The organism is Faecalibacterium sp. I4-1-79, from assembly GCF_023347235.1.
GTDB lineage: Bacteria > Bacillota > Clostridia > Oscillospirales > Ruminococcaceae > Faecalibacterium > Faecalibacterium tardum.
This window is the reverse complement of the sequence record NZ_CP094467.1, coordinates 1,413,250-1,426,484: the sequence shown is the minus strand read 5'-3', so window position 1 is coordinate 1,426,484 and position 13,235 is coordinate 1,413,250. Positions and strand designations below refer to the sequence as shown.

The following is a 13,235-nucleotide window of genomic DNA, read 5'->3' as shown; positions in this document are numbered from 1 at the left end:
GGCCGAGAAAGGAAAAACGTATGGCGTATGTGACCGTTCCCAAAGATTTGACCCATGTAAAATCCAAAGTCTTATTCGGGCTGACCAAGCGGCAGCTGGTCTGCTTCGGCGGCGCGCTCCTCACGGGCGGGCCGCTTTATTTTTTGACCCGGGACTATCTTTCCAACAGCGCGGCGGCCCTGCTGATGATTTTTGCCATGCTGCCGGGGCTGCTGTTCGCTCTGTTCGAGCGGCACGGCCAGCCCCTTGAAGTGGTGATTCAGCAAATGATTCAGTGCTGCTTTATTCGTCCCAAGGAAAGGCCCTATCAGACCAACAATGCTTACGCCGCCCTTGTGCGGCAATACCAAATGGAACAGGAGGTAAAGGCCATTGTCCAGAAAAACGATACCCCGCGAAACCGAAAAGCCCAAAAAGCTCACCCGCGCCCAGAAAAAAGAAATTGATGCCGTTCTCCGCAAGTACAAGGGTGACGGCAAGCCCCGCACGGCACAGGCCACCATCCCGTATGAGGCCATCTACCCGGACGGTGTGTGCCGCATTGACCGACGCACGTTCTCCAAGTGCATTGCCTTTGAGGACATCAGCTATCAGCTGGCCCAGCCGGAAACGAGGACCGCCATCTTTGAACACCTGTGCGACCTGTACAACTATGTGGATGCCTCCATCCATGTGCAGCTTTCGTTTCTCAATCGCAAGGTTGACCCGGTGCAGTACGCAAAAAGTTTTGAGATCGCACCGCAGGGGGATGATTTTGACGACATCCGCGCCGAGTACACCGCCATCCTGCAAAAGCAGCTTGCCAGCGGAAACAACGGCATTGTCAAAACCAAGTACCTGACCTTCACCATCGAGGCAGACAATCTAAAAACCGCACGGGCGCGGCTGACCCGCATTGGTCTTGACCTGCTGGGCTATTTCAAGACCATGGGCTGCGTGGCGCACGTCATGGACGGACAGGCGCGTTTGGAGGTGCTGCACGGCATCTTCCACCCGGACGGGGAACCGTTCCGCTTTGACTGGGACTGGCTGGCGCCCTCCGGCCTGTCCACTAAGGATTTTGTGGCCCCGTCCTCCCTCTGTTTCGGTACGGCCAAAACCTTTGGTTTGGGCGGCAAGTATGGAGCTGTGAGTTTTTTACAAATCCTTGCGCCGGAACTTTCAGACGAAATGCTGGCCGACTTTCTCAAAACCGAAAGTGGCATTCTCGTCAATCTCCATGTGCAGGCCATCGACCAGACCGAGGCCATTAAAACCATCAAGCGAAAAATCACAGACCTTGATGCTATGAAGATTCAGGAACAGAAAAAGGCTGTCCGTTCCGGGTACGACATGGATATCCTCCCCAGCGACCTTGCCACCTACGGCGAGGACGCCAAAAAGCTGCTGAACAAACTGCAAACAAGAAATGAGCGATTGTTCATGCTGACTTTTTTAGTGCTGAATGTGGCCGACACCAAGCAAAAGCTGGGCAACGATGTGTTCCAAGCGGCAGGTGTGGCCCAGAAGTACAACTGCTCCCTTGTCCGGCTGGACTACCAGCAGGAGCAGGGCCTTGTGTCCAGCCTTCCGCTGGGCATCAACCAGATAAGGATTCAGCGCAGCCTTACCACCTCCAACGTGGCGGTGTTCGTGCCCTTTGTCACGCAGGAGCTTTTCCAGAGCGGTGCGGCCATGTACTACGGAATCAACGCAAAATCCCACAACATAATCATGCTGGACCGCAAGCAGGCCCGGTGTCCCAACGGCTTGAAGCTGGGCACGCCCGGCAGCGGCAAATCCATGAGCTGCAAGTCCGAAATCGTCAGTGTGTTTTTAACGACTGCTGACGATATTTTCATTTCAGACCCAGAGGCCGAGTATTATCCGCTGGTCAAGCGGCTGCATGGGCAGGTCATCAAACTTTCGCCCACCAGCAAGGACTATGTAAATCCTTTGGACATCAACCTGAACTACTCCGAAGATGACAGCCCTTTGGCCCTAAAATCGGATTTTGTGCTGTCGTTCTGTGAACTGGTCATGGGCGGTAAAACAGGTCTGGAAGCGATTGAACGCACCGTGATAGACCGTGCCGTGAAAGCCATCTACCGTCCCTATCTGGCGAACCCCTGCCCGGAGAATATGCCGATTTTGTCTGACCTTCACCAAGCCCTGCTCGACCAGCACTTGCCGGAAGCGGACCGGGTGGCGCAGGCATTAGACCTGTATGTGTCCGGCTCGCTGAATGTTTTTAATCACAAAACGAATGTGGACATCCACAACCGGCTTGTGGCCTTTGACATCAAAGAGTTGGGCAAACAGTTAAAAAAATTAGGGATGCTCATTATCCAAGACCAGATATGGGGCCGCGTCACCCAGAACCGCAGCCAAGGCCGGGCTACATGGTATTTTGCAGACGAGTTCCACCTCTTGCTGAAAGAGGAACAGACCGCCGCATACAGTGCCGAGATTTGGAAACGCTTTCGCAAATGGGGCGGCGTGCCCACAGGGGCCACCCAGAATGTGAAGGACCTTCTTTCTTCCCCGGAGATCGAGAACATTCTGGAAAACAGTGACTTCATCACGCTGCTGAATCAGGCATCCGGCGACCGCAAAATCCTTTCGGAACGGCTGAACCTCTCCGCAGACCAGCAGAAGTACATCGACAATTCGGAACCAGGCGAAGGACTGCTGATTTTTGAGAACGCGGTGTTGCCGTTCTCAAACCCCATCCCGAAAAACACCCAGCTCTATAAGATCATGACCACCCGGCTCAGCGAGGTGGTGGAGCTATGAACTTAACGCATTTCAGCTTGTTTTCCGGCATCGGCGGCATTGACCTTGCCGCAGAAGCAGCGGGGTTTACCTCTGTCTGTCAATGCGAGTGGGCAGCGTTTCCTGCCGCTGTGCTGGCAAGCCACTGGCCGGAGGTGCCCCGCTTTCAGGACATCACCACCGTAACAAAGGAGGCTTTCTTTGAAAAAACAGGACTTCACACCATCACCCTCATTTCAGGTGGTTTCCCGTGCCAGCCGTTCTCCACCGCAGGGCGGCAGCGCGGCTTCCACGATGAACGCTACCTCTGGCCCGAAATGCTGCGGGTCATCCGGGAATTGCAGCCCCGTTGGGTGCTTGGAGAAAATGTTGCTGGCTTCCTCCGTATGGGGCTCGACAAAACGCTCATTGACTTGGAGCAGGCAGGTTACGATGTTCGGGTTTTCGTATTACCTGCTGCTGCCGTTGGCGCGTGGCACGAACGGAAACGGGTATTCATCATCGGCTCCGCTGCTTCCCACACCCCTTGCCAGCGACACCGGGGATGTGGGCAAGGGGCTGGACATCCAAATCTCTGCGAATGGCAGCTATCGCAAGATGAACAAGGATGGCAAAGCATGGACGGCGCGGCTCTCTCATGTGGTCTACCGGATGACCCCCACCACACTGGAAAAGCCCTACCTCAACCCGGACTGGGTAGAGTGGCTGATGGGTTTCCCGCGCAAATGGACGGACATTCCCTTTGGGCCGAAGAACCCGCCGACATCCCGCGCCTGACCGAAGATGTGCCGAACCGCAGCAAGCGGATGAAAACACTGGGCAATGCAGTTTCGCCGCCGCAGGTATTCCCGATTCTCAAATACATTGCTGACATTGAAACGGGCCGCTGTCCGATGGGAGGTGAAGAACTTTGAAAGAATTGCAGGCAAAAGCCAAAGTCACCCAGACCATGACCCGTGACGGTCTGGTGGTGGAAAATCAGGCGGACGGCACTGTGGAGAACGTTTCCAGCCGGGAGGCGGAACAGGATTATTCTACGGATGCCGAGGGCAAGGCCGAAAAAATTCTGGAACGGGCCGAGGACATCAAGGACGGTCATAAAAATAAAAAGAAAGCGAAAAAAGCCGCAGAAACCGCAGCCACCGCCGAAAGCGAAGATGGCCTGCACCGTTCCGCTGCCCGTTTGGAATTGACCGAGGAAGAACGGGCAGACCCGGCGTTGCAGCCGTATATCCAAAAGGCGGGAGCGAAAGCCGACAAACTGGATGCAGCCCGCGCCGCTTTGCCGAAAAAGCGTGTCCCGGTCAAAGAAAAAGTCTATGATGCAGCCAGCGGCAAGGCAAAATCCACCTTGCGTTTTGAGTAGCAGGACAAAGGCCCACCCAGCCTGAAACCAAACCCGGCCAGTCGGCCGCTGTCGGAAGCATTGCTGTTCGCTCACGGAAAAATCCACGAGGTCGAACACGAAAATGTGGGCGTGGAGGGTGGCCACAAAGGTGAAGAACTGGTGGAGCGTCAGACCGCCAAAGCCATCCGCAGCGGCATCCGGCACCACAAGATGAAGCCCTACAAGGCCGTGGAAAAGGCAGAGCGTCAGCTCATGTCTGCCAATGCAGAATACTTTTACCAGAAATCCTTGCGGGACAATCCGCAAATTGCACAGGCGGCCAGCAACCCCATTTCCCGGATGTGGCAGAAACGGCGTATCAAACAGCAGTATGCCAAAGCTGCACGGCAGGCCGGACAAGCCGCCGCGCAGGGTGCAGCCGCCACCGCAGAGAACGGTTTCCGGGTAACGAAGCTGGCGGCCGAGGGCGGCGAACGGGTAGCCGAATTTGCGGCCCGGAACTGGAAAACCATTCTGATCGTGGCGGTGTTCGGTCTGCTGGCTCTGCTCTTGATAACGGGTTTGCAGTCCTGCACCGTGATGGCGGGCACCGCTGGAACCGGCGTGACGGCATCTTCTTATTTTTCCAAGGACAAGGATATGCTGGGTGCAGAGAAGGCTTATGCCAAGCTGGAACAAAAGCTGCAACGGTATCTCGACACCTACGAGGCCACCCACAACTATGACGAGTATCATTTTTATCTGGATGAAATCGAGCATGACCCCTATGTGCTGATCTCGATTTTGTCCGCGCTGCATGACGGCGTGTTCACACTGGCCGAGGTGCAGGGCGAACTTGAAATGCTCTTTGAAAAGCAATACATCCTGACCGAGACCGTGACCATGCAGATACGCTACCGTACAAAAATGATGGTCATTATTGGCCCGTATGGTGTGCCGCAAGTTATCACCTACCAAGAACCGTATGAATACTACATCTGCACGGTCAAGTTGAAAAACAAGGATTTGTCCCATTTGCCCGTGGAAGTGCTGACCGAAGAACAACTCAGTGCTTATTCGCTCTATATGCGCACGCTGGGCAACCGGCCGGATTTGTTCGGGCAGGCACAGTACCCCAATGCGTCCACCATCAAGCAGCCCACCTATTACGACATTCCCCCGGAAGCCCTCAAAGATGATAAGTTTGCCGCCATGATGGAGGAAGCCACCAAGTACATCGGCTACCCGTATGTGTGGGGCGGCAGTTCGCCCAGCACCAGCTTTGATTGCAGCGGCTACATTTCGTGGGTGCTGAATCACTCCGGCTGGAATGTGGGCCGCCAGACCGCACAGGGCCTTTACAACCTCTGTACTCCTGTTTCGACGGCGCAGGTCAAACCGGGCGACCTTGTGTTTTTCAAGGGAACCTACGATACCCCCGGCGTGAGCCATTGCGGTATCTATGTGGGCAATTCCATCATGCTGCACTGCGGCGACCCGATCTCTTACACAAACCTCAACTCGAAATATTGGCAAGAACATTTTTACAGCTATGGGCGTTTACCGTGACGCCAGAAAGGATTTTGTATGGCAAAAAGACTTTCCCGCATTGAGCGCGACATTGAACGGCTCAAAGAAAAAATCAGCGAATACCATCAGCAGTTGAAAGAACTGGAAGCTGAAAAGACCGAACAGGAAAATTTGCAGATCATTCAGTTGGTGCGCAGCATGAATATGAAGCCGGACGAGTTTGCGGCCTTCCTGCGCAGCGGTGCGCTGAACGCCGCTCCTACCGTCACCCCGTACCACAAACAGGAGGATGCCGCCGATGAAACCTGACAACTGGAACCGTTTCGCTGCCGGACTGCTGGCTATCCTGCTCTGCCTCTGCTCCTTTTCCATGCCCGCTTTCGCAAGCGGTACTGACCCTGCCCCGGAACCTCTGCCGGAGATTATCGAAGAAGAACCCACTACGGACGGCATGGAGCCGGAGGGTGTGCCCATCACACCCAAAGGCAACGCAACACTGGTGGACGATTTCTACGGCGACAAGCAGCTTATCACCGTGACCACCAAAGCCGGGAATTATTTTTACATTCTGATTGACCGCGCCAACGAGGACAAGGAAACGTCCGTTCACTTCCTGAACCAAGTGGACGATGCCGACTTGCTGGCCCTGCTGGATGAAGAACCGCAGACCGCCGAGGTCTGCACCTGCACGGTGAAATGTGAGGCCGGAAACGTCAACGAAAACTGCCCCTTGTGTGAAAAGAGCCTGCGCAACTGCACGGCCCCGGAAGCGGTGAAAACTGACACTGAAACGCCAGAGGAAAAGTCGAAGTCCAACATGGGCAGTCTGATTATCTTGCTGGTGCTGGCTCTATCGGGCGGCGGTGCAGCACTCTATTATTTCAAGTTCCGCAAGCCCAAGGCCGATACCACCGGGCACGATGATCTGGACGAATACGATTTTGGCGAGGACGAGGATGCAGACGAGGAACCTGCTGAAATCGAGATTCATTCGGAGGATGGACAGGAGGACGAAACATGAGCGTTCAGCTGGTAATTGCCGAAAAGCCCAGTGTAGCCCGCAGCATCGCCGCCGTGATCGGGGCCACTGAAAAGCAAAACGGCTACTGGCAGGGCGGCGGGTATCTGGTCAGCTGGTGCATCGGGCATCTGGTGTCCTTTGCCGAGGCGGGCCAGTACGATGAAAAATACTGCAAGTGGAAGTATGAAGATTTGCCCATCCTGCCCCAGCCGTGGCAGTTCATTGTCCCGGACGAAAAGAAACCGCAGTTTGAAGTTCTGCGTGCCCTGCTCAACCGCCCGGATGTGGACAGTGTGACCGCCGCAACCGACGCAGGCCGGGAGGGAGAACTGATTTTCCGTTTCGTCTACCAAATGGCCGGCTGCACGAAACCCGTAAAGCGGCTCTGGATTTCCAGCATGGAGGATGCAGCCATCCGGGAGGGCTTTGCAAACCTGCGCCCGGATTCGGATTATGATGCTCTGTATCAATCGGCCCTCTGCCGTGCAAAGGCGGATTGGCTGGTGGGCATCAATGCAACACGGCTGTTTTCGGTGCTGTATCACAAAACCCTGACGGTAGGCCGGGTGCAGACCCCGACACTGAAAATGCTGGTGGACCGGGATGCAAAAATTCTGCGCTTCCAAAAAGAAAAGTATTACACAGTCGGCATCCAGTCCGGCAGCTTGAAAGCAGACAGTGGGCGCATTTCGGATGCAGAAACCGCAAATTCTCTCAAAGAAAAATGCACAGGCACAACTCCCGTTTGTACTTCTGTCAAACGGGAGAAAAAGACAGAACAGCCGCCCAAGCCCTATGACCTGACCACCTTGCAGCGGGAGGCAAACCGCCTGTTCGGATTTACGGCAAAGCAGACCCTTGATTATGCCCAGCAACTTTACGAGAAGAGACTGCTGACCTATCCCCGCACGGACAGCCAATATCTGACCGAGGACATGGGCCAGACAGCACAACATCTTGTGTTTGACCTGCTGGAGCTGCTGCCCTTTGCCCAAGAGCTTGACTTGACCCCGGAAGTGGGCCGGATTCTGAACAGCAAAAAGGTATCGGACCACCACGCCATCCTTCCCACGGCCGAATTTGTAAAACAGGGCTTCACCGGCCTTGCGGAAAGTGAGTGCAAGCTGATGAACCTTGTCTGCTCCAAACTGCTCTGTGCGGTGGCCGCACCCCACGAGTACGAAACAGTGACCGCCGTGTTCTCCTGTGCAGGGAACGAGTTCACCGCCAAGGGAAAAACGGTGCTTGTCCCCGGATGGAAAGAGATCGACCAACGGTTCCGCTCCACCATGAAAGCAGACGGCGAAGAAGAAACGGAAGCCCTGAACACCCTGCCGGAACTGGCCGAGGGGCAGAGTTTCCGCGTAACTTCTACCGTATCGGAACACTTCACATCCCCGCCGAAAGCCTACACCGAAGATACGCTCCTGTCAGCAATGGAGCGGGCCGGGGCCGAGGATATGCCGGAGGAAGCGGAACGCAAGGGGCTGGGTACTCCGGCCACCCGTGCGGCGATTCTGGAAAAGCTGGTGCAAATGGGCTTTGTGCAGCGCAAGGGCAAACAGCTTGTCCCCACCAAGGACGGCATCAATCTGGCGGTGGTTCTGCCGGAAAGCCTGACCTCTCCCGTCCTGACCGCCGAATGGGAAAATCGCCTGACCGAGATTGCCAAGGGCAATGCAGACGCGGACGAGTTCATGGCCGAAATTGAAGCGCAGGTGCGCCAGCTGGTCAAGACCTATTCTTGTATCAGTGCAGATAAGCAAAACCTGTTCCAGTCGGAACGGGTTATTATCGGCAAGTGTCCCCGGTGCAGTGAAAACGTCTATGAGGGCAAGAAAAACTTCTACTGCGGGAATCGTAGCTGTCAGTTCGTGATGTGGAAGAATGACCGCTTCTTTGAGCAGCGCAAAAAGGCGTTCACACCGAAGATTGCCGCTGCTCTGCTCAAAAACGGTAAGGCAAAGGTCAAGGGCCTCTACTCCGAGAAAACAGGCAAAACCTATGATGCAACGGTGCTTCTGGCAGATACGGGAGACAAGTACGTCAATTACCGGGTAGAGCGCAAAGAGTAAGGCAAAAATACGAGGGCCGGTTATGGTAAGGTGAAGCATTCATTTTGCCATAACCGGCTCTCTCTATCCGTAGGATAGCAAAAAAAGGAGTGTGACCAAATGAGCGAATTATTTTCCATCCAGCTGCAAAATCGGCAGCAAAGCAGGGATGGTGTCTGGCTGGACCTTCCCACCACAACCGAACAGGTACAAGCGGCTCTGCGGCAAATCGACATTTCGTCCGATAACCCGCAGGGCCTTTTCATTTCCGGCTATTTTGCCGAGGAAGAAAAGCGTTTTGCCATCCCCTACAACATGGTGCTGGCATCCAATGTGGACGAACTGAACTTTCTGGCATCACGACTGGAAACACTCTCTACCGGGGAACGCGCAGAACTGAACGCCGCCTTGCAAGCTCCGCAGAGTGAGCTTTTCAGCATCGGGAGAATCACCGACTTTCCCGAAAACGTGGACTACTATGTGCATCTGCCGGATGTGCACGGGCCTGCCCAGCTAGGAGATTACTACCTGAATCGCTCCGGCATGGTGGATATGCCGGAAGAATGGAAAGGCGGCATCGACACGGCACAGTTTGGCCGGTATGTGGCTCAGCAGGAACAGGGTGCGTTCACCCAGTACGGCTACCTTGTCAAAAGCGGGGACGCGTGGCAGAAAGTCCACGAGGGCCAGCCCGTGCCGGAGGAATACCGGGTGCTGTCCTTTCCCGCGCCGGAAGTTCTGCGGGATGCGGCCAACATCCCGCCGCCTGTTCAGCCTGAAACGGAACCGCAGAAAGTTATCCCCATCATCCTGAACGGCAAGGACAGCGCAGAACGCATGAAAGAAATCACGGACCGGCTGGAAACAGGCATTCAGCAGTTGTTCGACAGCGACCGCTACAAAGCCTACCTCACCACGATGGCAAAATTCCACAATTACAGCTTCAACAACACCTTGCTGATCGCCATGCAGGGCGGGCAGCTGGTGGCCGGCTTCAACAAGTGGAAAGACACGTTCCACCGCACCGTGAAGAAAGGCGAAAAAGGCATCAAAATCCTTGCCCCTGCGCCGTATAAGGTGAAGCAGAAGATGGAAAAGCTGGACGAACAGGGCAAGCCGATTCTGGACAAGGACGGCAAGCCACTGACGGAAGAAAAGACGGTGCAGATTCCGGCTTTCAAGGTGGTGTCCGTGTTCGATGTCAGCCAGACCGAGGGCGAACCTCTGCCGACCATTGCCGTGAATGAACTGTCCGGCAGTGTGCAGGACTACCAAGATTTTTTCAAGGCGTTGGAGCAGTCATCTCCGGTGCCCATCGGGTTTGAGGACATCGAGGGCGGGGCGCACGGCTACTTTCATCTGCTCGACAACCGCATTGCCATCCAAGAGGGCATGAGCCAGCTGCAAACCATCAAGACAGCCATCCATGAGATTGCCCATGCTAAGTTGCACGCCATCGACCCAGACGACCCGGAACAGGCCAACCGCCCGGACAGCCGCACCCGCGAGGTGCAGGCCGAAAGCGTGGCCTATGCCGTCTGCCAGCATTACGGGCTGGACACGTCCGAGTATTCCTTTGGATATGTGGCCGGGTGGAGTTCCGGCCGGGAACTGGCCGAACTGAAAGCCTCTCTGGAAATTATCCGCAGCGCGGCCCATGAGCTGATCTCTGCGCTGGACGAACATCTGGCAGAACTGCGCCAGCAGCGGGAAGCAGACCTTTCCGCTGCACAGGAGGCCGCATTTGCATTGGATAACGGCAGTATCCTGTTCATCCAGACCTGTGATTCCGGCTATGACTACACCCTGTACGACCCGGACAATAAAGCTCTGGACGGCGGGCAGTTGGACGCGCCCGGTCTGACCCTGCCGGATGCCGGGCAGGAAGCGCTTAATCTGTTGGGGCAGACAGCCGCAGTGTCGGAAGTCCTGTTGGGCGACAAGCTGGCGGCATTCCAAGATGCAGCAGAAAAGGCCAACGAAATTCCCGCACCCGTTAAAATTCCAGACCCCGCCGCAGAACCTACGGTCACAATTCTTTGGAGCGAAAGTGACAAGCTGCAGGACGGCGAAATCATGCCGCTGTCCGTGGCAAACCGCGTCTTTGAAGAACTGGACACCGCCCAGCACACGGACCGGGAAAAGGACGGCTACACGGGCGGCTGGTACGACAAGACCGCATTCCGTATTGATTTTACCCTGAACGGCCAACCCGACAACTACGAGGGACGGCAGGATTTTGGTGACGGAGAGGGTTCTTTGGTTCAGCATATCCAGAACTACCACGAATACTATGCCAAGGACGAGAACTGGAAAAATTTTGTTCTGCACAACAAAGGCCCGGAAGCGTGGGAACAAGACAAGGCAGAGCGGGAAATGGTGCTGACCGAGTTTATCCCGTACCTCAAACAACATTGCAATCTTTCGGCCATGGAGCAGGCAGCCACCGCCGCTTTGCGGGAGGGACAGAACATTTCGCCGGAACAAACGGCCTATTACAACACTGTTGTGGCCTATGTGCAGGACTGCCGCTCGATGCTCAACCAAGGCCAATACAACTTGCCGGAACCGCCCAAGCTATCCGACTTCGACCAGAGCTTGCAGGATTACAAGGCACAGGTGCAGGCCGAGATCGCGCAGGAAGCGGCTGCTGCCAGAATGACCGTAGAGGAATACGCAGCGGCAGGCTTTGAAGCACCGCAGCAGGACAGCTTTTCCATCTACCAGCTGCGCAATGAAGATTCCACCCGCGATTACCGTTTTGAGCCTTACGACCACCTGCAAGCCGCAGGACTGACCGTGGACAAGGCCAACTATACGGAAGTATACGCCGCGCCGCTGGCTGCTGGCACCACATTGGAGGACATCTACCGCACATTCAATGTGGACTATCCGGCAGATTTCAAGGGACACTCGCTGTCTGTTTCGGATGTGGTGGTGCTGCACCAGAATGGGCAGGACACCGCCCACTACTGCGACAGTGTGGGCTTCCAGCAGGTGCCAGAGTTCTTGCGGGAAAAACCGCTGCGCACCGCAGAACTTTCCACCGAACAAAACGAAAATATGATTGATGGTGTGTTGAACAATGCACCATCTCTGGGCGAATTGGAGGCAAAAGCAAAAGCCGGAGAACAAATTTCTCTGACAGACCTTGCCGCCGCAGTCAAAGCCGAGGAAAAGGCACCGAAAGCAAAAAAGTCCCGCACGGACAAACCGAAAAAGCCTTCCATCCGGGCACAGCTGGATGCTGCGAAAAAGGAGCAGAGCAAACAAATACCGCCACGGGAAAAGACAAAAGAATTGGAGGTGTAAACCGTGCAGAAGTTTGAAAATGTGGACGTGATTGCTGCGCTGGAAGCCATCATGCACCAGAACACCGCATACTATCAGAGCGATTTTGCCTTTGACATCAAGATGCTGCGGGAGGCCGCCCGCAGCGACCAGCCGGAAGATAAGCTGCTGTTGTGGCTGTCCCGGCCCTCTGGAACATTCTGTTTCCGGGAACGAGACGTGCTGCTCAAAGATACCCAAGCCTACAACACATGGAAATTCTGCGGCGAACAGACCCACGACAGGATTCTTGCCTATGCAGTGGAGTTGACCGGTGCGGCCAACGGAACCGTGCAAGGCAATCTGTATGAACTGGACTACCAGCAGCATTTCCAGCATATCCGGGATGCAGCCCTGCCCGTGGGTGCCAATCGCCTGATCTACGAAAGCGGGATGCGGGAGATTGTCCCGAAAGAGCATTTCGACAGTCGCCCGGACAAATATTTTGGAGAGTTCGTGCGGTATGAAATGCAGCCCCTTGACCCGGAACTTTTGCAAGCGGCCATCCGGCAGGAGCAGCGCAGTCGAGAACCGGCACGGCCCGGTAATTTCAAAGAACATCTTACGGCACTGCATACCGGGCTGATTGAGGCCGAGGCGCAGCGTATCACGGCAGACATAAAGCGGCTGGCTGCTCCCAACAGCCCGGACAAAAATCATTTTATGGTGGAGGTATCGCCCTACTTCACCAAACTGGCATCCAGCCGGGACACGGACCAGTTGCTTGCAATGTTGCCGTACAAGTCCCTGCACCTGTCCAGCGTGAAAGACCGTTTTGGCATCTACGCGCTAGTTGACAAAAACGAAAACCGGGACAAGGGCATCTGCAAGCCCCGCACTTCCGTCCGCAAGCAGCTTTCCGAAACAAAGCAGGCCGCCAGCCCGAAAAAAGCAGCGGCCCGCAGCAAGCAACACGAAATGGAGGTATGACGCATGAATTTCAGCGTAGAAGAAGAAAATTTGATTTGTATGTACCACACTTCTGACCGCCGCCGGACGATGGCGCGGATGCTGGCCGCCCGGCCGGATATGGACACTGAAATGCGGCAACTGACAAAAGGCACCATTGCGAAGTTGGAGCGCATGACCGATGCAGACTTTGACGGACAGAGGTTTGATTTTACGGGTGAATAATACCGCCAGCTTGACAACCACACATTATTTTCAATCAAAGTAATGTGTGGTTGTCAACACAGAAATAGCCGGACACGGTGGCCTT

Annotated in this window: 9 protein-coding genes and 1 pseudogene; all 10 read left to right on the top strand. The window is 55.3% G+C overall.

The window, feature by feature from the left end:
• Positions 1 to 20: 20 nt before the first annotated feature.
• Positions 21 to 446, top strand: a complete 426-nt coding sequence (locus MTP36_RS06985) for a PrgI family protein (RefSeq protein WP_078784923.1) — start codon at positions 21 to 23, stop codon at positions 444 to 446.
• Positions 373 to 2,775: a VirB4-like conjugal transfer ATPase, CD1110 family gene (locus tag MTP36_RS06980; protein WP_249254270.1), complete on the top strand. Its 2,403-nt coding sequence runs from the start codon at positions 373 to 375 to the stop codon at positions 2,773 to 2,775. Before MTP36_RS06985 ends, MTP36_RS06980 begins: the two co-directional genes overlap by 74 nt.
• Complete coding sequence (locus MTP36_RS06975; RefSeq protein ID WP_249254269.1) at positions 2,772 to 3,668, top strand: DNA cytosine methyltransferase; 897 nt, start codon at positions 2,772 to 2,774, stop codon at positions 3,666 to 3,668. The genes MTP36_RS06980 and MTP36_RS06975 overlap by 4 nt, the downstream gene beginning before the upstream one ends.
• Positions 3,665 to 5,650, top strand: a pseudogene (locus MTP36_RS06970) (C40 family peptidase). Before MTP36_RS06975 ends, MTP36_RS06970 begins: the two are co-directional and overlap by 4 nt.
• An 18-nt stretch (positions 5,651 to 5,668) precedes the next feature.
• Positions 5,669 to 5,920, top strand: a complete 252-nt coding sequence (locus MTP36_RS06965) for a DUF4315 family protein (protein ID WP_249254268.1) — start codon at positions 5,669 to 5,671, stop codon at positions 5,918 to 5,920.
• On the top strand, positions 5,910 to 6,632 hold the full coding sequence (locus tag MTP36_RS06960) for a DUF4366 domain-containing protein (RefSeq protein WP_249254267.1): 723 nt from the start codon (positions 5,910 to 5,912) through the stop codon (positions 6,630 to 6,632). Before MTP36_RS06965 ends, MTP36_RS06960 begins: the two co-directional genes overlap by 11 nt.
• A complete protein-coding gene (locus tag MTP36_RS06955) occupies positions 6,629 to 8,707 on the top strand; it encodes a DNA topoisomerase 3 (protein ID WP_249254266.1) in 2,079 nt (692 codons plus the stop codon). The genes MTP36_RS06960 and MTP36_RS06955 overlap by 4 nt, the downstream gene beginning before the upstream one ends.
• Positions 8,708 to 8,806: 99 nt before the next feature.
• The gene (locus MTP36_RS06950; protein ID WP_249254264.1) at positions 8,807 to 11,998 is read left to right on the top strand and encodes a YodL domain-containing protein; all 3,192 of its coding nucleotides are present in this window, start codon (positions 8,807 to 8,809) and stop codon (positions 11,996 to 11,998) included.
• Between the two features lie 3 nt (positions 11,999 to 12,001).
• A complete protein-coding gene (locus MTP36_RS06945; RefSeq protein ID WP_442900273.1) occupies positions 12,002 to 12,946 on the top strand; it encodes a hypothetical protein in 945 nt (314 codons plus the stop codon).
• A gap of 3 nt (positions 12,947 to 12,949) precedes the next feature.
• Complete coding sequence (locus tag MTP36_RS06940) at positions 12,950 to 13,150, top strand: transposon-transfer assisting family protein (protein WP_055186549.1); 201 nt, start codon at positions 12,950 to 12,952, stop codon at positions 13,148 to 13,150.
• The last annotated feature ends 85 nt before the right edge of the window (positions 13,151 to 13,235 follow it).

Excerpts from the sequence above, each read along its gene's own strand:
- MTP36_RS06950 (WP_249254264.1), top strand. The coding sequence starts at position 8,807 with ATGAGCGAATTATTTTCCATCCAGCTGCAAAATCGGCAGCAAAGCAGG.
- MTP36_RS06955 (WP_249254266.1), top strand. The coding sequence starts at position 6,629 with ATGAGCGTTCAGCTGGTAATTGCCGAAAAGCCCAGTGTAGCCCGCAGC.
- MTP36_RS06960 (WP_249254267.1), top strand. The coding sequence starts at position 5,910 with ATGAAACCTGACAACTGGAACCGTTTCGCTGCCGGACTGCTGGCTATC.
- MTP36_RS06975 (WP_249254269.1), top strand. The coding sequence starts at position 2,772 with ATGAACTTAACGCATTTCAGCTTGTTTTCCGGCATCGGCGGCATTGAC.
- MTP36_RS06940 (WP_055186549.1), top strand. The coding sequence starts at position 12,950 with ATGAATTTCAGCGTAGAAGAAGAAAATTTGATTTGTATGTACCACACT.
- MTP36_RS06985 (WP_078784923.1), top strand. The coding sequence starts at position 21 with ATGGCGTATGTGACCGTTCCCAAAGATTTGACCCATGTAAAATCCAAA.
- MTP36_RS06965 (WP_249254268.1), top strand. The coding sequence starts at position 5,669 with ATGGCAAAAAGACTTTCCCGCATTGAGCGCGACATTGAACGGCTCAAA.